The sequence below is a fragment of the Saccharicrinis aurantiacus genome, from assembly GCF_001660705.2.
Classification (GTDB): domain Bacteria; phylum Bacteroidota; class Bacteroidia; order Bacteroidales; family Marinilabiliaceae; genus Saccharicrinis; species Saccharicrinis aurantiacus.
In genome coordinates this window covers 116566-136703 of the sequence record NZ_LYBV02000009.1, presented here as the reverse complement: position 1 = coordinate 136703, position 20138 = coordinate 116566, and the positions used below count along the sequence as shown (strand labels likewise).

The window sequence follows — 20138 nt, the reverse complement described above, 5'->3', positions numbered from 1 at the left end:
TTTTTTTATCAGCACTATCGCATGCAAGTAATTTTTTGACCACTATTAGTGTACATTTCCTTCATAAGATTAACTGTTAAACATGAATGTACTGGCAGAATAGCCAAAGTATCTCCGGGTTTAATTGAATGAATCAAATCATCCCCTACCCTAATGGTTCCATGCTCCTGCGATAAGGCAATTACCTCTCCTACATCTTTATTAATATCCCATGAATTTCCATCAATCTCAACTACCTTCCCATAAGAGATTGTGCCATCTGGCAGTTCAACTCTATCTTTTGATAGATGAACCGCACCACAGTGTACAATTACTTGGTTTCTTTTAGGATGAACCGCAATTACGCTCACCTTCATGCAAACAGCAATATCTGGCAATTCACAGCTACCAATAATTGACTGTACATAATCGTAAAACACCATATTTCCTGGGCGAAGCTCATCAATACCTTCAAAATGTTGTAATACGGAACAACTTGGCGTATCTCCCCATGATAATTGCATTAAAGGAAACTCATCTTTTAAAAAGACCTTCAGGGCAACAAATTGATGCATTGCTGGAGTAGCTATATCAATAATCTGCTCTTTTCCTCTTGCATCATATGTATTACCTGCATGCCCTAAAAATCCGATAAATATTAAGTTCTTACACAGTTTTAATGCACCAAGCAACTTTTTTATCTGGTCAAAATCTTCAACATCAACACCCGTTCTATGGTAGCCAGCATCAATCTTTATAAACAAGCCTACAGGTGAGGTTATTTGAGCTTCTAATTCGTTAATAACCGCAACATCCTCTACCAAAATATTAAGGTTTATTTTAGATGCCAGTGCATTAATATCATCGGCATAATGCTGATTGACTGTTATGGCTACCGTAATATCCCTCCAACCATTATCAGCAAAATAAGAAGCCATTTTAAACGATGAACAAGTAATGCAGTCTACTCCTAATTCGCGATACAATTCGCCAATTTCTGCTGATTGATGTGTTTTAAAATGTGGTCTGTAAACAATGTTATTATCCTTACATTTAGTAAGCATGCGAGAAATATTACTACGAGCTATTTCTGTATTTAAAAGTAAGTGCGGTTCAAACATTTGAAATTGTATTATTGAGGAAAATTAATCTTTTACTAAAATCATTATAAAGGCTAAATATAAAAGATATTTTCAATCTAAAATTGTGCCAACACATTTATAGTAGGTCCATGTATAGCACCATCAAACACTCCATTGTCCAAATCTGCATTATAATACAGTCGTCTAAATGTAATTCCTGAACTAAAGTGTTTTGAAAAAACATACTTTCCACCCAATTGCAACTGATAAGAAAAAGCATCGTCTAATAACCTACTCCCCACATCAACATAAGCGCTTAACTCTACCCTTGTATGTGGTCGGTATATATAGCGCATTGCCAAAGCCGGCTCTAACAATAAATGATCTCTAACAAAGTGAATTCCATCAACCAGAAAGATCTTAGTATTTAAATCAACCTTAAAAAAAGCCAATTTAGCACCAAAGCTGGTATTAAATTCGTGCGCCGGATTTTTAATAATTCGATATCCAAAGGAAAGGTCTGTTCCTATATAGGTGTAACGGATGTTGCCATTCTTAATTAATATTTCATGATCAGTTAATACGTTACTTTCTAATATTAAAGAACTAAAGTTCAACTTTGCAACCCAATTCTCTGATCTATATTCGCTAAGAAACATACAAGCAAACTTCAGCGAATTCAACACTTCATAGAAATCCCAATCAATATCAATTCTACGGTCTGAATATTCTGGTAGGTTAGATGGCTGAGGCGGTTTAATTATGGATCCCTCTATTCCTAAAAGCCAAAAGTAAGGCCCAAATCTAAAGCTCCATTTATTATGAGTATCATTTAAACGGTAGCTGTCTGAATCAAAATCTTGCGAAAATGAGACAAGCGACAATGTAAGAAGTAGGAATATAGATATGATTGCTTTAGGCATTTAACTAAAATTTAGACTTATTGAAGTTAAGCCTTTAGCAATTTAAAACAAAAAAAGCCTGATTAAAATTAATCAGGCTTTGCATATGATATGATCTATATATTAAGCTTCTTCTCTAATAATAGTTTGATCACGATCAGGACCTACTGAAACAATCTTAATTGGTACCTCAAGTTCAGATTCAAGGTAATCAATGTAAGCATTTAATTCTTCAGGGAACTCATTTTCGCTCTTCAAGCCTGTTAAATCTTCAGACCAACCAGGAAGTTCAGTGTAAACCACCTCCATATTCTCTGGTAACTCAAAAGGAAATTCTTTTGTTTCAACACCATCAATAATATAAGATGTAGCAACTTTAATGGTTTTAAAAGTACTTAAAACATCGCCTTTAGTCATGATAAGTTGAGTAACTCCATTAATCATCACTGAGTATTTAAGGGCTACTAAATCAATCCAACCACAACGGCGCGGACGACCTGTTGTTGCACCAAACTCGTGACCCGCCTTACGAAGTTCCTCACCTGTTTCGTCGAACAACTCAGTAGGGAAAGGACCGCTACCAACACGTGTACAGTATGCTTTAAAAATACCATACACTTCTCCAATTTTATTTGGAGCAACACCCATACCTGTACATGCACCAGCACAAATTGTGTTTGATGATGTAACAAATGGATAAGAACCAAAATCAATATCTAATAAAGTACCTTGAGCACCTTCTGCCAATACCGATTTTCCTTCTTTTATATAATTATTGATGCTATGTTCGCTATCAATAATTGTAAAACGCTTTAAACAATCAATTCCTTCTTGTAAACCAACTTCGTATTCTGTTACATCGTACTCTTTGTCATACATTGAAAGTAATTGCTGATGCTTCTTTTTAAGATCGGCATACTTTTGATCGAAGTTATTCAGAATATCACCCACTCTTAAACCATTACGACCAGTCTTATCCATATAAGTTGGTCCAATACCTTTAAGTGTAGATCCGATCTTAGTTTTACCTTTAGAATCTTCAGAAGCTCTATCTAAAACACGATGTGTTGGAAGTATAAGATGTGCTTTTTTAGATATTAATAAGTTTTTAGTAATATCCATGCCTTTAGCCTCTAGTTCATCAATTTCTTGCTTAAAACTAATTGGGTCTAAAACTACACCATTACCAATAATATTCATTTTATCTGTATGGAAAATACCTGAAGGAATATTATGTAATACATGTTTGATATTATTGAATTCTAAGGTATGACCTGCATTGGGACCTCCTTGAAAACGTGTAATCACATCGTATTTAGGCGTTAGTACATCAACTACTTTTCCTTTCCCTTCGTCTCCCCACTGAAGACCAAGTAAAACATCAACTTTCATGCGTTATATTTTAATATTTCTTTTGTATTTAACCCCACACTGTGCGAGATAATGGTATTGCAAAAAAACATCTTTTTTTACGACCGGTAAAAATAGTTATTAAAAATGGTATAATATCATGTTTTCACATTAAAATTTTGGCATTCATTACAAAGGAGATTATTATACTCTAAACCAACACGAATAAAATTATTGCCCATAAAAAAAGCGATCCTTACGAATCGCTTTTAAATTATTATCTTAATAAATCCTATTTATCTTTTGATGGTAACAGATTTGTTAGCTTCAACACTAACTGCTTTATCATAAACAAAAAGATCAAAATTATTGCTAGAGTGTGAGATCACCTCTACTTCTGTAGCAGAAACTCGAACCTCCATATCATTACCTTTAAATCTCAATCGGAAAGCATATTCATCCCATTGCTCAGGTATCATTGGACTCAAATAAAGTTTCTCGTCGTAGGCGCGTTTACCTCCAAAACCTTCAACAATACTCATCCAGGTACCGGCCATACTGGTAATATGTAAACCTTCGTGTACTTCAGCATTGTAATCATCTAAATCTAAACGTGCAGTACGCAGATACATCTCGTAAGCTTTCTCAATCTTACCAATCTTAGTAGCAATAATTGAATGTACACAAGGTGATAAAGATGACTCGTGTACAGTACGAGGTTCATAAAAATCAAAGTTTCTTTCTAACTCTTCATTTGAGAATTCTTCTTCAAGAACATACATACCTTGTAAGGTATCTGCTTGCTTAATAAAGTTTGAACGAAGAATACGATCCCATGACCAATGTTGATTAATAGGGCGCTCAGCAGGATTTAAATCATCCGCCATCAGCTGTTCCTTATCCATAAAACCATCTTGCTGCATAAATACCTGCAAGTCTTCATTATATGGGAAGTGCATATTCTCTGAAATCTCTTTCCAACGTGGTGTTTCAGCAGCAGGATCAAGATTCATCACCTTCAATAACTCATCATAACGTGCCGCATTACTATTCTTAACAATATCAAGAGCCTCCATGGTATATTTTAAACACCAAACGGCCATTTTATTAGTATACCAGTTATTGTTAATGTTGTTTTCGTACTCGTTAGGACCAGTAACACCTAACATCACAAACTTCTTACGAGCTTCAGAGTAAGTAATTCTTTGGCTCCAGAAACGTGTAATTCCAACCAATACCTCTAAACCATAATCCGCTAAATAAGCGTAATCACCAGTATGACGGATATAATTATGAATTGCATATGCAATGGCTCCATTACGGTGAATTTCTTCAAAGGTAATTTCCCACTCATTATGACACTCTTCACCATTTGCTGTAACCATTGGATAAAGCGCAGCTCCATCAGTAAAACCTAATTTAGCGGCATTTTCGATGGCTCTTGGTAAATGCTTATATCTGTAAACCAATAATTGTCGCGTCACTTCTGATGGAGACGTCATTAAAAAGAATGGTATACAGTAAGCCTCGGTATCCCAATAAGTAGTACCTCCATATTTTTCACCAGTAAATCCTTTTGGCCCTACATTTAAACGATCGTCTTCACCGGTGTAAGTCTGGTTTAAATGAAAGATATTGAAACGGATGGCTTGCTGTGCAGATACATCACCTTTAATAACAATATCACTATGCACCCACTTCTCAGCCCATGTAGCTTTGTGTTCAGCAAATAAGGCATTGAAACCTTTTGACGCTGCTGCTTGAGCTTGTTTTAAAGCATTTGCTTTTAAATCTTTCGGATCAGAATTTAAAGAAGATACTACACCAACATATTTTTCAATAGTTAATGATTCGCCTTCTGCTACTGTATCCTCAATATGATTCCCTACCCATTTGGTAAGTTGAATTACTTCTTGTTTGGGAGATATTTCACTATCGTTTTTAAGAACTTTATAGTTCATTGCAAAACCACAACGAAAATCTGTTTTCTTAGTTTGAGATTCTAAGTAAGCTTCTCCTTCTGTTGACTCGGCATTTAAAACATTCCAAAACTTCTCATCGTAATTAGAGTCTTCATTTTTGATATCTCCATCGATGTATGGACTAAATCCAATTTTACCTGAGAAATTACTTGCTTTTACCTCATAACGTATAGCAGCAATCTCCGTTTCAGAAATACTTAAGAAACGCTTGGCTGAAACATGAATCTTTTTGTTACCATCAATAATAGCATCAAATTCACGCGCAAGAAAACCTTCTTGCATATTTAAGGTGCGTACAAAGTTTTCAACAGTACATTTATTTAAATCTAAATCAGTACCATCTATGGTAACATTAATACCTATATAATTTGGTGAGTTTAATACTTTGGCAAAATATTCTGGATATCCATTTTTCCACCAACCTACTCTTGTCTTATCAGGATAATAAACCCCTGCTACATAACTTCCCTGTAATGTTTTCCCTGAGTATTTTTCTTCAAAGTTGGCACGCTGTCCCATTTTACCGTTGCCAATACTAAAAATACTTTCTGATGCTTCGTGGTTGTTCGGGTCAAAGCCCTCTTCAATTATCTCCCACTCATCATATTTTAAATATTCTTTCATTGTAATTCGTTTTTTGATAGATAGATAATAATAGTTCGTTAGTTATTAGTTAAAAGTCTGAAGCGAAAGATGCAATAGTTTGAATATTTGCCCATTACATTTAACACCAATCAAAAAACGACTATTTAACTATGAATAACATAAAAAGCTTAACGTACTTTTTAGTCTAACAACCCTAATTTTTGAATACTCATTTTGTGTAAACCATCCACAACTAAATGTGCTTTACCCAATACCTCTGAGCTTCCAATTCCTACGCATTTCATACCTCCTGCTAAAGCAGCTTCGACTCCTGCTTCTGCATCTTCGAATACCACACACTCAGTTGGAGCAACTCCTAATTTTTCAGCACCCTGCAAAAATACTTCAGGGTCTGGCTTAGCTTTTGCCACATGAGTACCATCAACAATAGCATCAAAATAACCTGTCAATTCTAGACGTTCAAGAATTAACATGGCATTTTTACTTGCGGAACCAAGTGCTATTTTAATATGCTCTTTTCTTAGCACTTCTAAAAACTCTTTGGTTCCAGGAAGAATTTCTTCCGGTCCCATTTTTAGAATATACTGTAAGTAATTATCATTCTTTTTAGTAGCAAGCTCTAGTTTTTTATCCTCATCTAATTCAATTCCACCAATTGATAGTAGAATATCTAAAGAGGTCATTCGGCTTACTCCCTTTAATTTTTCGTTATCTTCTAATGTGAAGTCAAAACCAAGTTCATTTGCGAGTTCTTTCCATGCAATATAATGGTATTTAGCAGTATCAACTATAACACCATCTAAATCAAATAAACAAGCTTTAATATTTTTCATTGTAATTAGTTTTATTTTTTATTTCTCAATTTGTTGTTTATTCTGCTGCACAAAAGCAACAGATATAGACCCTAAAATCATAATAACTCCCGCAAGAACCATTACATAAATTCCTTGATTATTAAAAAATGCTCTCAAAATTGGACCACCTATAACACCACTCAATATTTGAGGCACTACAACTGTTAGGTTAAATAATCCCATATAAATACCAATACGTTTTGGAGGAAGTACGCCTGAAAGTATTGTATATGGCATTGCTAATATTGCAGCCCAAGCTATACCAATTCCGACCATAGAATATAGTATGTGATATTGATTAGTGAAAAAATAAAGACTTATAAAGCTTAATCCTCCAATAAGTAATGCTCCTGAGTATACTATTTTTCGGCTTGTAAGAGTTATTAACTTAGGCATCACAATAGAAAATAGTGCAGCTACAAGACTATACATTGCAAATGTTATACCTACCCAATTACCCGCTTCGTCAAAAGCACCTTTATAAGGTAGAAACTCAGGATCACTTGCATTAAAATCTAGTGGAACACCAAAATAGTGCTGTGAAATAGCAGTAGTAGAGTAAACCCATAATAAAAACAAAGGAAACCAGCTGAATAATTGAACTATGGCCAACTGCTTCATTACTTTCGGAGTAGTTTTTAATAACTCCCAAAAATTTACCTTTTCCGCTTTATCCTCTTCGGTAATATTTTTATAAGCTTCGTATTGCTCGGGTGGATATTCTTTGGTTTTAAATACAGTCACCAATACACTTAATAACAACAGAGATCCCCCAATATAGAAAGACCATATAACTGAAGGTGCAACCTCTCCTGCATCCGATTCGTTAGCAATTCCTAAAGCTGTTAAAATAAAAGGCAAAGCAGATCCAATAACTGCACCTATATTAATAAGAAAACTTTGTATCGAATAGCCGATATTTCGTTGCTCTTCTGGTGTCATATCAGCTACTAATGCTCTAAATGGCTGAAATGTTACATTAAATGACCCATCCATTAGAGCTAGCATAGTTACTCCAAAAATTAAAGCTGCTGCTCCCCCTGCTTTAAAAAACAATGGTGCATTAGGCATAAAGAACATAGCAATCATTGAGACAATTGCTCCACCAAGGATATAAGGAGACCTTCTACCAAGTCGAGTCCATGTTTTATCACTCGCAGCACCTACTAACGGCTGTACCATCAATCCCATGATTGGGGCAACTAACCAAAAGAATGATAAATTATGAGGATCAGCTCCCAAACTTGTTAGAATTCTACTGGCGTTTGCATTTTGAAGAGCAAAACCAAATTGAACACCCAAAAATCCAAAACTAACATTCCAAATTTGCCAAAATGACAACCGAGGCATCTTATTCATACAATTATTTTATGTGATTAGTACATGACATTAAGATTAGAAAAACTTACTTGATAAGCACTTGTACTAAAACATACAATGCATATAGATTTATTTATTACTAATAATAATATTCACAATTTCAGAAACGAAAAAAGTAAGGTGTAATGGTTTTAAAACCTGTCCATTTGTTTTAAAATCTGAATCAAAGATAGACAATGTGCACTTTTTATTCAATTATTACACATCGGTAAAATAGCTTAAAAACACAGCTTTCCGTGCACTTTTCCTTATTGCAACCGTTTGCAATAAGGTGAAAAAAAGTTAAAAAAAATATGCATTTTTTTTTGCAAGCACTTATGCAAACGGTTGCAAAATATGCAAAAAACGATAGATTCTACCTTAGATACATAGGGCAATCCATCCTATTTAAATGCATTCTACCTTCAAACATAAATGTAAATAGACGTTAATTTACTGAAGCTTTGTGTACCCTTTTATTATAAAAAAAAGCCCAACCCATTTAATGAGTTGAGCCAAATTATAATGTACACTTTATTAATATAACCTTGACTTATTTGTAGATTCTCTGATTCGCAAAACAGGAGTTAGTACTTTTGTACTTGGCTCTGTAGTAACTTCATTTTCCTCAATTTGCTTGATTAAAAGTTTAACCGCTTCTTGCCCCATTTCAATTCCTTTCTGTTCCACAGTGGATAATGGAGGATATGCAATTTTTGCATTAGGTCCATCTCCGAATCCTATAACAGAAATATGATCAGGTATTTTTATGTCATTTTTCATTAATACTTGCATTGCGGCAATTGCAGTACTGTCATTTACTGCAAAAATCCCGTCTATTTCAGAAGCCATCTCCAATATTTGTCCTGCATTAGCATAAACTTCGTCCATAGTGTCGCATTTAATAACATAGTTAGGATTGTACTCCATTCCATTCTCTGTTAAAGCATCTTCATACCCTTGTCTTCTGCGCTTTCCTATTTGCAAATGCTGCGGGCCTGCAAGGTGCAGAATCTTTTTACACCCTATAGAAATAAGGTGATGGGTGGCAATTTTTGCCCCCATTAAATCGTCAATAATTACTTTATCAACACTTAATTCTTCTGGTGCCCTATCAAAAAACACCAATGGTAAACCGTGATCCAAAAGGTTATTTATATGATCTAGCTTATGGGTAGTTTTACTTAACGACATTAATATCCCATCAACTCTGTTATCAAGCAAAGCTTGTGCATCGCTTATTTCTCGTTCGTAATTTTCATTTGATTGACAAATCATCACATTATATCCTGCATCGTATGCTATCTTATCGATACCTGCCAAAACTGAAGAAAAGAAATGATGCACCATTTCAGGAATTATAATACCTATGGTATTGGTTTTACTGCGTCTCAGGTTTAAAGCTAGAGCGTTAGGTCGATAGTGAACTTTCTTAGCAAAAGTTTGAACCATCGTCTTCGTTTTCGGACTAATATCAGGATGATCCTTTAGTGCTCTAGATACAGTTGATGCTGATATACCCAAAATTTTAGCTATATCTTTTATTGTAATCTGGTGTGGTGCCATGAATACTATATAATATGTTTTATTTTAATTTTGTCTAATGATAATAAAATCTTATGTATAAATATACTCTTTTTATCAACAATCAAAAGACCCGAATACATCAATATTGAATGCTTGTCTCATTTCATATACTGTAATAAAGTACCCAAACTGATCCCTCTATTCAAGATAGATGCTATTACTGACTTTATTATCATGAACACTCCTAAACGCAATCCATATGTCTACATGAGCTGTCTTAAATTGGTTTTTAAATTGATAGCTCCCAGAACTTCTCAATTCATTAGTTAAAATATAGTCAAACCTATCCTCATCAACTCTTAGCATTACTATGAGCAAATCATTCGCTTTGGCCCTATGGGAACTTTATTGTTCCAATTAATAAAAATCTCATCTGTTGTTACTTTGCATGAAATTTGATCAGCTAAGGGTAAATCGCCTTTACAAAGGAATGCAAGTTTTTTGTCAACGTATTGATCAGGGTATTCACCTGTAATGGCATATTTTAAGTTATAAGCTTGTGCTGATTGGTATGCAGTGCGCCCAGAGCCTTTTTCAAAAAATGTAAGCTTTAACAGGTCTCTAAAAGGCTTAATAAAACCATAATCAAGCTCATTTTTTGTCGCTGTCGCAATTGCTTATCGCTTTTCTTATCTCGGTAATAACTAATCATAGAGCGCATACATGCCAACCCGTTTCTTTCATACAAAAGCACATTACCAACTTTGCCTAAAGCAGCATCTAATATATTTGTTTTTAATCGTGCCATAATTGCCGTTTTTAATAATAATGATTGATATATTGTAGTAGGGCGAACTAAAACATTAAGCTTTAATACATATTTTAATATCAATGAATTATATTCAATAAAACTATCAATAAATACCTACAGTGTGAAACCTTAATCAATAATATCTCCTCATTAACTTGCTTTAAATCATACGATAAACAAGATATAACATCATCGGCTTATAAACGAATCAAACTCTCTTAAACGTTAGTTTGATCTGATTTTATACGTATCAATTGCTACCATATATTAAGGAGAGTAGCTCCTGAATGAAAAGGGAATATTAATTACTTCAAATCGCAAAAGAATTTGTGGCATTTGTAATGTTAAAACTTGCTGAAACATGTAAAGAATAAACATTAATAAAAATCGATAAATGATAATTAATGATTAAAAGTGATGCCCTAATTATTATTTATGTTAAATATTTGTTAATATTTGTGATGCTTTTTTTATAATAAATTTATGTTTTACAACATATGTTTTTATTGCAAACGAATTCGCAATCGGCTTCGCAAACGTTTGCGAAGAAAAACCACAAAAAAACGTTTCCATTTGTTAAGAAGTGTATAAATAAGTCGGTTTTTGATATAGATTTGTAATGTCCATTTGTAGGTAAAAGTACCTAATAGTAAGGTGTGTAATTATTAACTGTTTATTGATGATAAAATTCGTAAACAATGAATTATACATGTTTTAACACTTAAATTATAAATTTTATGATTAAATCATTTTGTCTTAAGAAAGCATTTTTGCTGCTTACCGGGATATTTTTTATCTCAGGTATCATACAGGCACAAAGTATTGCAATAAGTGGTAGTGTAAGTGATGCAACCACAGGCGATTTATTACCAGGAGTATCTGTAATAATAAAAGGCACAACAACTGGTAGTATTACTAATTTCGATGGTGTATATAATTTAAACGCAAATCAAGGGGATATATTAGTATATTCATTCATAGGCTATGTTGCACAAGAGGTAACAATAGGACAACAAGCTCAATTAAACATTCAATTAAAGCCAGATGTAGTTGGTGTTGAAGAAGTAGTTGTTATTGGTTACGGTAGTGTTAAAAAAGAAGATGCTACAGGATCAATATCTGCAGTATCATCAAAAGACTTTAACGCTGGTGCCATTGCATCTCCACAAGATCTTATCGTTGGTAAAACAGCTGGTGTACAGATTACATCAACTGGAGGTGCTCCTGGAGCTGGATCTACCATTCGTATTCGTGGTGGTTCTTCTTTAAATGCAAGTAACGATCCATTAATTGTAATTGATGGTGTACCTATTGATACCGAAGGTGTAGAAGGGATGCAGAATCCACTAAACACAGTTAACCCTAACGATATTGAAACATTTACTGTATTAAAAGATGCATCTGCAACTGCAATTTACGGTTCTCGTGCCTCTAATGGTGTAATCATCATTACTACTAAAAATGGTAAAAGTGGTGATGTTGTTAAGTTTGACTATTCAGGTAATGTAAGTGTAGCGACTGCTGCAAATACATTAGATGTAATGAATGCTAGCCAATACAGCTCTTTTATAAAAGATACTTATGGTGAGGATTCTGAAGCTTACAGAAATGTTACATCATATGAGGGTGTAAACACCAACTGGCAAGATGAAGTATACAGAACTTCTATTGGTACGGACCACAACTTAAGTGTTTCAGGTGGAGTAAAAGATCTACCATACCGTTTATCTTTCGGTTACACTAACCAAGAAGGTATTGTAGAAACATCAGCAATGGAAAGAATTACAGTAGGTTTAAACTTAAACCCAACTTTCTTTAATGAGCATTTAAAAACAGCTGTTAATGCAAAATATATGCATGTGAGTAATAACTTTTCAAACGATGCTGCTATTGGAGGATCTGTAACTTTTGATCCCACAAAACCAGTATATGACGAATCTTCTAAATATGGAGGTTATTATACTTGGATTGATAACGATGGTAACCCAGTTACTATTGCTCCAATGAACCCAGTTGCTCAATTAAACCTTCATGATAATCAGTCTAAAGTAAATCGTTATATCATAAATGCAAAGTTCGACTATAAGCTCCATTTTGCTCCAACAATTACGGCTACTTTAAATATGGGTATTGATGGTTCTACATCTGAGGGAAGAACAATTGTTCAGCCTACAGCTGCTTGGTCTTCTCCAAATGATCCTGAAAGAGCTGGGGAGTATTCTCCATACAATCAAGATAAGAACAACAAGACTTTAGATATGTACCTTACGTACAACGAAAGTTTTGGTAAGCACAATATTAAAGCAATGGGTGGTTATGCATGGCAGCACTTCCACAGAGAAGGTAATAATGTTACTTACAATTATGCAGAAACAAATGAAGTAACACCATATAGAGCTTATGAAGCGCAAAACTACCTTGTATCATTCTTCGGTAGAGCTGAATATAACTACGACAACAGATATTTAGTAAATGCTACAGTAAGAGCCGATGGTACATCTCGTTTCTCAGAAGACAATCGTTGGGGTTATTTCCCAGCCGTTGGCTTAGCTTGGAGAATGAAAAACGAAGCGTTCATGACTGATATTGATTGGTTATCTGATTTAAAACTTCGCTTAGGTTGGGGTATTACAGGTCAACAAGGTGTAACAGAGGATCTTCCTTACCAAGGTTCTTATGTTCGTTCAAATGGAACCGCAATGTATCCTTGGGATGGTGGTTACATCAACACAATGCGTCCTGATGGATATGACGAGAATATTAAGTGGGAGGAAACTACTACCTACAATGCAGGTCTTGATTTTGGGTTCTTCAACAATAAACTAGCTGGTAGCTTCGAATTTTACCACAGAATAACAGATGACTTATTAAATGTTGTTCCGGTAGCAGCAGGTGCAAACTTAACAAATGAGTTATTAACAAATGTAGGTAGTTTAGAAAATACAGGGGTTGAATTAAACCTTACTTATAGAGCAATTGCAAAACAAGATCTGTTTTGGGAAATTGGTGGTAACTTAACCTACAACCAAAACGAAATTACAAGTTTAACAAATGGTGATGATCCTACATACCTAGGTATTCAAACAGGTGGTATTTCAGGCGGTACAGGTAACAATGTTCAAATCCACTCTGTTGGATACCCTGCTAACTCATTCTTTGTTTATCAACAAGTGTATGATGCCAACGGAAAGCCTTTAGAAGGTGTGTACGTTGACCAAAATGGTGATGGTATTTATAACGACTTTGATAAGGTTAGAGTTGGCCAAGCTGCTCCTACCCTATTAGTGGGTATTAACTCTCGTTTAGAGTATAAGAATTGGGATTTTGCATTCTCTGGTCGTATGCAATTTGGAGCTACTGTGTATAATGATAACAAATCAAACATGGGAGTTGCACAGGATACTTACAACAGCGGTGGTAACTTCTTAAGTAATAGATTAACATCTACTCCTTCAGGTTTTAATAGCTTCCAATATTGGTCTTCCGAGTATTTAGAGGATGCATCATTCTTCAGAATGGATAATATTACAGCTGGATATCGCTTTAATAAATTAGGAGGTACAGATATGAGTTTAAAAATAACAGGTACTGCTCAAAATGTATTTGTAATTACACAATACGAAGGAGTTGACCCAGAGGTTTCTGGAGGTATTGACAATAACTTCTATCCACGTCCAAGAACATTTATATTAGGCGTTAATCTTAACTTTTAATCGTTGTTAGCAACCAAAAAAAGAAATTAATATGAAATATATAGATAAAATAAAAAAGGGGGCAGCAATAGTTCTATTGGGAGCTTTCAGCTTCACCTCTTGTGTAAACGATTTGGATCAGCTACCAATTGATCCAAATGAAAGTACAGCTGAAACCGTTTATACTACCGAAGAAGGATATAACCAAGTTGTGGCTAAAATATATGCTGCTTTAGCATTAACAGGGCAAGAAGGTCCTGCAGGTAACGGTGATGTAGGTGGTATTGATGAAGGTTCATCTTCATTTATACGTAATCTTTGGAATGCACAGGTTTTAACAACAGATGAGGCTATTTGTGCATGGGGTGATTTTGGTATTTCTCAGTTGAACCAATTACAATATTCTGCAGCAAATCCATTTATTGAAGGTTTGTATTACAGAATATATCACCAAGTTTCAATGGCCAACGAGTTTCTTCGTCAATCTACTGATGAAATGTTAGCTTCTCGAGGTCAGGAAGACTTACAAGATAAAATGAAAGTTTTACGTGCTGAAGTACGTTTCTTAAGAGCATATGCTTATTCTTGTGCAGTTGATTTATTTGGTAACGTGCCATTTGTTTTAGAAGAAGACGGCTTAGGTACTTATTTGCCGGAGCAAATTATGCGTAAAGACCTATTTAACTGGTTAATTGAGGAATTAGACGCTATTGAAGGTGAAATAGGAACAGTAGGTACAGCTGCATATGGAAGAGTAGATGAAGGTGCAGTAGCATTCTTAAAAGCACGTTTATACCTAAATGCGGAAGTATATACAGGAACAGCCATGTGGGATAAGGTAATCACCGAAACCAACAAAGTAATTGCTGGCTATTCTTTATACACAGGAAACTACCAACACTTATTCTATGCCGATAACAACAAAGCAGATATTGCCTCAGGGTTTATTTTTGCAGTGCCTTACGATGGTGACCAAATGCAAACCTACGGAGGTACTACATTCTTAGCGTTTAGTGCTACAGGTGGAGGCATTAGTCCTGCTGAAGTAGGTCTAAGTGGCGGATGGGGAGGTAACAGAGCTCGTCCTCAATTAGTTGGTCTATTCCCTACTGGTGATAACAGAGGAACTGCAGAAGAGAGAGTAGTGCATAGCTATTATACTTTCGAAAAAAATGATTCACTTCTTACAGATACAGTCATTTCGGGATTTGCAGGTACACTTTGGAATAGTGCTACTTACACAGAGAAAATATGGGATGAAAATGAAGATGGTTCATTTACTTTTAGAGAAGAAAAAGAAGTTGAAGCTGGTGGCTTACTAGAAAATGAGAACCCTGCAAATTACACTGATGGTTATGGTGTTATGAAATTCAGAAATATCAATAGCGATGGTGCTAATCCTGCTAACCAAGATTTTGTAACAACAGACTTCCCTCTTTTTAGATTAGCTGATGCTTACTTAATGTATGCCGAAGCCAATATTAATGGTGGTGGTGGTGATGCCAATACAGCAGTGAACTACATTAATCAACTTCGTGAAAGAGCTTTTGGTGATACTAGTGGCAATATTACACTGAGTAATTTAACCAAAGATTTTATTATCGATGAGCGCGGTAGAGAGTTATTCTGGGAGGGTACTCGTAGGTCTGATTTAATTCGTTTCAGTAAGTATACTACTAATGACTACTTATGGTCGTGGAAAGGTGGTGTTTCAAACGGAGCTGCTGTAAGCACCACAAAAAGGTTATTTGCTATCCCAGCAAAAGACATCGGTGCCAATACTAAATTAGTTCAAAACCCTGGTTATTAAAACACATACAATTATGAAGAAATTAAATTATATATATATTCTACTTTTTACTTTAGCATTCCTTTCGAGTTGTGCTGAAGTAACTGAAAAGCCTGCATTAAAAGCTGAGGAAGCGCCAGTTTTACAATCCCCTGACGGCTCGTTAAATTATGTGCTAACTGAAGAGAATGAAAATAGTCCGTTCGAAACTTTTATATACAGCGAGGCGAAGTATAGCGAATCAGTAGTTACTAATTATACAGTTGAAGTAGCTAGTGAGTCTGATGATTCTTTTGATAACAAGGTTGATATGCAAGAGCCTGTTACATTATTATATCAGACTATTAGCAACAAAGCATTTAACTTATTATTAGGACCAACAGGATTAGATAAAACACCCGAAGAACAAACCAAGGTAAAGATTCGTGTTAGAGCTGACTCTTCTAATCCTGATGTAGCAACAATGTATAGTGATACTATTGTTTTAACAGTTACTCCATATGATGCTGTAGTGCCACCTATCTATGTTGTAGGTAATGCTTGTTCAGCTGATTGGGTTCCTGCAGATGGATTACCCCTCGAGGCAATATCTGCAGAAGAATATCAAGGAACCATTTCTTTAATTACCGGTGTTGATGATGATGGTTATGCTTTTTCTTTTAGGTTCTTAGGGCAGAATACAGATTGGAATCCAGTTCAATGGTTTTATACAGACATGGAGGTAGTTGAATCTGTGCCAAGTGGTCTAATTGTTCCAGAAGTTAATCAATATGATGAAACTAATTTCGCACCAACTGAAGCTGGTGATTACGAAATCTTATTTAACGCAGTTAATAAAACAGTGAAGTTTACTAAACAGTAATTCTAAATGGTGAGGAGAAGTCCTCACCAGGTTTGTAACTTTTTATTAAAACATAATTTTATGAAGAAAATAAATATATTATATAGTTTATTGGCTTTAGTCTTAGTCTTTTCGTCTTGTGAAGATAAGGATGGAATAACAAGAATTCCAATGACGGAAACAGCGCCAATGTTCCTAAATCCGAACGGGTCTAGTTCATATACATTAATCCCAGAAAATGAAGAAGGTGCATTTGAAACCTTTATTTGGGAAGATGCATACTTTGCAGAGGATGTAACACCAATGTATTCTTTGGAGTTAGACCTTGCAACGGGAGATTTTTCAAATCCCATAGTTGTAGATACGACAGAACTAAATGCCATCAAAATCACGATAGGTGAGATGAATCAAATCTGTCGTGAACTTGAAGTCGTAGCAGGTGTTGCTACAGGTTTACAAGCGCGTGTTAAGGCTACAGGAAATGATAAAATCGTTTATTCAATACCTGTAAATTTCCTTGTTAATAGGTATATATATGAAGATGAAATCATTGTTTGGGGGATTTATGGCACTACTGCAGGAGAGGCAATGTTCCGACCATTAGTGTTAAATGAAGCTACAAGTCTTTGGGAATCTACAATGTTAGTTGAAGAAGGAGAGTATGTGTTTAAAGATAACTCGTATCGACAAACTGTTTTAGGTGATGATGGAACAATGACAGGCAAGCTAGTTGCTGATGGAGAGAAAATAGCCACAGAAGCGGCAGTTTATAAATTCTCATTGGATCTTGAGAATATGACTTATACTATGGAACAGTCTAATTTCCCAAATAATATATACTTAGTAGGAAGTCATAATGGATGGGATAATGCAACAGCAGGAGCTCATAAAAACTTCTTTGATGGCACATACGAAGTTTATCAAGATTTCCCAGAAAATAGTGCATGTAAATGGTTGCCACAATTAGGTTCTTGGGATAATGACTTTGGTGATGACCCCAATAACCCGGGTAATATTATTTCTGAAGGTGAAACAAATGTACTAATCCCTGATGCTGGTTTTTATTTAATGCAAGTAGATTTATCTACTCAGAAATGGACTGCTACGTCAACAACTTGGGGTATCATTGGTGATGCAACCTCAGGTGGATGGGATGCACAAACAAACTTTACAACTTTCGATGCAACAACAAATACCTTTACCATGGAAGCTGATTTAACGGTAGGTTCCATGAAATTTAGAGGCACGGATGATTGGTCTGTAAATTATGGTGGTACTGGTTTAACAGGAGAACCTATTCCTGGTGGGGATAACTTATCAATTCAGGAAGCAGGTACATATTCTATTAGTTTAGTACTTACACAAGGTGGAAATTACTCATATTCTATTGTTAAGCAATAGGCATTTAAAGTAAATGTATATTATCTAAGGCTGCCCAAGTGGCAGCCTTTTTTTGTTTATTCACAAAAGTTTTTATCATGCGTTATATATCTTTTTTAGTATTATTGGCATTAATATCTTGCCAAAACAAACCAAAGCAAGAAGCTATTGAAATACCTAGTACCCCTCCCGAATGGGCGAAATCCGTAATTTGGTATCAGATTTTTGTAGAGCGTTTTAATAATGGCGACCCTACAAATGACCCTACACCAGAAACCATTTATGATAAGTCTAACTTTATTGAAACGCCAAGCGATTGGTCAGTTACACCATGGACAACCGATTGGTTTGCCAAAGAAGATTGGGCACAAGAAACCAATCAGAACTTCTATAGCAATTTGCAATTGCGCCGATACGGTGGCGATTTACAAGGGGTGCTAGATAAGTTAGATTATTTACAAGATTTGGGCATTACCGCTCTTTATTTTAACCCCTTAAATGATGCGCCTTCACTGCATAAATACGATGCACGTAACTACCATCACATTGATGTAACTTTTGGTCCCGACCCTGAGGGAGACATGGCTATTATAACATCGGAAGATCCAGGAGATCCATCTACGTGGAAATGGACTGCTGCCGATAAGATGTTTCTAAAAGTAGTAGACGAGGCGCATAAAAGAGGTATGCGAGTGGTACTCGATTACTCATGGAATCATACAGGAGTAGAATTTTGGGCATGGAAAGACCTTCTAAAAAATCAAGAGCAATCAAAATACAAAGATTGGTATGCTGTAGAAAGTTTTGATGATCCCAATACCGAAGAAGATGAATTTTCTTACTCAGGGTGGTTAGGACTAAATAGCCTACCAGAACTTAAGAAAGTTAATACACATGGTGCGCACAAAGCAGGTATTCCTTTTGAAGGTGATTTAAACCCAGGTGCAAAACAACATGTATTTGATGTCAGCGAACGCTGGTTAGCACCAAATGGTGATGTGAGCAAGGGTATTGATGGCTACCGTTTAGATGTAGCCGACCACGTGCCCCTCGGATTTTGGCGCGATTACCGTACTCATGTAAAAAGTATAAACCCCGAGGCCTACTTAGTGGGTGAAATTTGGTGGAAGGTTTGGCCTGATGAATTTATGGATCCTGTACCCTATACCAGTGGTGATATTTTTGATGCAGTTATGTTCTATCACGTTTATCGCCCTGCTCGTTACTTTTTTGCTGACACTGATTATGAAATTGACGCTGCCAACTTGGTGGATAGCCTAAATCTGCAGTGGAACAGGCTAGAAGAACCTTTTAGATATGGCATGATGAATGTGAATGCTACGCACGATACGCCACGCTTATTAAGCTCGTTTAATAATAGGGATAAATACAAGTACAAAGCAAACTTAAACGACGATCCCAATTACAAAGCGGGTAAGCCTGAAGCAGAAACATATGAGCGCGTTAAACTATATTTAATGCACCAGTTCACTAATATTGGCGCACCCCAAATTTGGAATGGCGATGAAATGGGTATGTGGGGTGCTGATGATCCTGACTGTAGAAAACCACTTTGGTGGCCTGAGTTTACATTTGATCCTGAGAATCAGAATAACATAAAAGAAGGCAAACCTAAATATACAAATGTTGGATTTAATGCAGAGTGGCATAACTATTACAAACAATTGTGTGCTTTGCGTAACGGCAACTCAGCGCTTATTGATGGTGATATCAACTTTATTAAGGCCGAAGGTAAATTGTTGGCTTATACCAGAAGTAATGCTAGCCAGACTATATTAACAGTAATGAACGCAGGAACTTCTTCTGAAGTATTTCAATTGCCAAAAGGTACTTATACCGATGCATTAACACAAGAAATAATTTCAGCATCAACAATAGAATTAGGGGCATTAAAAGGGAGAGTTTTAATACTTAACTAATGTAGATACCCCATGCTATAAAAATTTAGTGTGGGGTTTTAATC

General features: G+C 35.5%; 14 protein-coding genes. 5 read left to right on the top strand and 9 right to left on the bottom strand.

Going from position 1 to position 20138, the window contains the following annotated elements:
• Positions 1-14: 14 nt before the first annotated feature.
• From A8B35_RS04970 to A8B35_RS04935, 9 genes are all read right to left on the bottom strand, one after another.
• Positions 15-1100 carry an alanine racemase gene (locus tag A8B35_RS04970; protein ID WP_075602278.1) on the bottom strand — a complete coding sequence of 362 codons (1086 nt, stop codon included), beginning with the start codon at positions 1098-1100 and terminating at the stop codon, positions 15-17.
• 77 nt (positions 1101-1177) lie between these two features.
• Entirely contained in the window at positions 1178-1984 is an 807-nt protein-coding gene (locus tag A8B35_RS04965) for a hypothetical protein (protein ID WP_075602277.1), read from the bottom strand.
• A 102-nt stretch (positions 1985-2086) separates the two neighbouring features.
• Positions 2087-3355, bottom strand: a complete 1269-nt coding sequence (locus A8B35_RS04960) for an adenylosuccinate synthase (protein ID WP_075602276.1) — start codon at positions 3353-3355, stop codon at positions 2087-2089.
• Between the two features lie 254 nt (positions 3356-3609).
• Positions 3610-5919 carry a family 65 glycosyl hydrolase domain-containing protein gene (locus tag A8B35_RS04955; RefSeq protein WP_075602275.1) on the bottom strand — a complete coding sequence of 770 codons (2310 nt, stop codon included), beginning with the start codon at positions 5917-5919 and terminating at the stop codon, positions 3610-3612.
• A 161-nt stretch (positions 5920-6080) separates the two neighbouring features.
• The gene (gene pgmB, locus A8B35_RS04950; RefSeq protein ID WP_075602274.1) at positions 6081-6734 is read right to left on the bottom strand and encodes a beta-phosphoglucomutase; all 654 of its coding nucleotides are present in this window, start codon (positions 6732-6734) and stop codon (positions 6081-6083) included.
• An 18-nt stretch (positions 6735-6752) separates the two neighbouring features.
• The gene (locus tag A8B35_RS04945) at positions 6753-8114 is read right to left on the bottom strand and encodes an MFS transporter (protein WP_075602273.1); all 1362 of its coding nucleotides are present in this window, start codon (positions 8112-8114) and stop codon (positions 6753-6755) included.
• Between the two features lie 537 nt (positions 8115-8651).
• Positions 8652-9680 carry a substrate-binding domain-containing protein gene (locus A8B35_RS04940; protein ID WP_075602272.1) on the bottom strand — a complete coding sequence of 343 codons (1029 nt, stop codon included), beginning with the start codon at positions 9678-9680 and terminating at the stop codon, positions 8652-8654.
• A gap of 329 nt (positions 9681-10009) precedes the next feature.
• Positions 10010-10258, bottom strand: coding sequence for a DUF6266 family protein (locus A8B35_RS23840; RefSeq protein ID WP_394365395.1), 249 nt, complete (start codon positions 10256-10258; stop codon positions 10010-10012).
• Positions 10252-10449 carry a hypothetical protein gene (locus A8B35_RS04935; protein WP_075602271.1) on the bottom strand — a complete coding sequence of 66 codons (198 nt, stop codon included), beginning with the start codon at positions 10447-10449 and terminating at the stop codon, positions 10252-10254. The genes A8B35_RS23840 and A8B35_RS04935 overlap by 7 nt, the downstream gene beginning before the upstream one ends.
• A gap of 740 nt (positions 10450-11189) precedes the next feature.
• Here A8B35_RS04935 and A8B35_RS04930 point away from each other — a divergent pair.
• The 5 genes from A8B35_RS04930 to A8B35_RS04910 all read left to right on the top strand — a co-directional run bounded on the left by A8B35_RS04930 (position 11190) and on the right by A8B35_RS04910 (position 20094).
• On the top strand, positions 11190-14165 hold the full coding sequence (locus A8B35_RS04930; RefSeq protein WP_075602270.1) for a SusC/RagA family TonB-linked outer membrane protein: 2976 nt from the start codon (positions 11190-11192) through the stop codon (positions 14163-14165).
• 31 nt (positions 14166-14196) lie between these two features.
• Entirely contained in the window at positions 14197-15954 is a 1758-nt protein-coding gene (locus A8B35_RS04925; RefSeq protein ID WP_075602269.1) for a RagB/SusD family nutrient uptake outer membrane protein, read from the top strand.
• 13 nt (positions 15955-15967) lie between these two features.
• Positions 15968-16795, top strand: coding sequence for a SusE domain-containing protein (locus A8B35_RS04920; protein WP_075602268.1), 828 nt, complete (start codon positions 15968-15970; stop codon positions 16793-16795).
• Positions 16796-16855: 60 nt separating this feature from the next.
• A complete protein-coding gene (locus tag A8B35_RS04915; RefSeq protein ID WP_075602267.1) occupies positions 16856-18175 on the top strand; it encodes a SusF/SusE family outer membrane protein in 1320 nt (439 codons plus the stop codon).
• A 77-nt stretch (positions 18176-18252) separates the two neighbouring features.
• A complete protein-coding gene (locus tag A8B35_RS04910; protein WP_075602266.1) occupies positions 18253-20094 on the top strand; it encodes a glycoside hydrolase family 13 protein in 1842 nt (613 codons plus the stop codon).
• Positions 20095-20138: the final 44 nt, after the last annotated feature.

What these genes read in the sequence shown, in the direction of transcription:
- A8B35_RS04970 (WP_075602278.1), bottom strand. Translation starts at nt 1,100, where the DNA reads ATGTTTGAACCGCACTTACTTTTAAATACAGAAATAGCTCGTAGTAAT.
- A8B35_RS04965 (WP_075602277.1), bottom strand. Translation starts at nt 1,984, where the DNA reads ATGCCTAAAGCAATCATATCTATATTCCTACTTCTTACATTGTCGCTT.
- A8B35_RS04960 (WP_075602276.1), bottom strand. Translation starts at nt 3,355, where the DNA reads ATGAAAGTTGATGTTTTACTTGGTCTTCAGTGGGGAGACGAAGGGAAA.
- A8B35_RS04955 (WP_075602275.1), bottom strand. Translation starts at nt 5,919, where the DNA reads ATGAAAGAATATTTAAAATATGATGAGTGGGAGATAATTGAAGAGGGC.
- pgmB (WP_075602274.1), bottom strand. Translation starts at nt 6,734, where the DNA reads ATGAAAAATATTAAAGCTTGTTTATTTGATTTAGATGGTGTTATAGTT.
- A8B35_RS04945 (WP_075602273.1), bottom strand. Translation starts at nt 8,114, where the DNA reads ATGAATAAGATGCCTCGGTTGTCATTTTGGCAAATTTGGAATGTTAGT.
- A8B35_RS04940 (WP_075602272.1), bottom strand. Translation starts at nt 9,680, where the DNA reads ATGGCACCACACCAGATTACAATAAAAGATATAGCTAAAATTTTGGGT.
- A8B35_RS04935 (WP_075602271.1), bottom strand. Translation starts at nt 10,449, where the DNA reads ATGGCACGATTAAAAACAAATATATTAGATGCTGCTTTAGGCAAAGTT.
- A8B35_RS04930 (WP_075602270.1), top strand. Translation starts at nt 11,190, where the DNA reads ATGATTAAATCATTTTGTCTTAAGAAAGCATTTTTGCTGCTTACCGGG.
- A8B35_RS04925 (WP_075602269.1), top strand. Translation starts at nt 14,197, where the DNA reads ATGAAATATATAGATAAAATAAAAAAGGGGGCAGCAATAGTTCTATTG.
- A8B35_RS04920 (WP_075602268.1), top strand. Translation starts at nt 15,968, where the DNA reads ATGAAGAAATTAAATTATATATATATTCTACTTTTTACTTTAGCATTC.
- A8B35_RS04915 (WP_075602267.1), top strand. Translation starts at nt 16,856, where the DNA reads ATGAAGAAAATAAATATATTATATAGTTTATTGGCTTTAGTCTTAGTC.
- A8B35_RS04910 (WP_075602266.1), top strand. Translation starts at nt 18,253, where the DNA reads ATGCGTTATATATCTTTTTTAGTATTATTGGCATTAATATCTTGCCAA.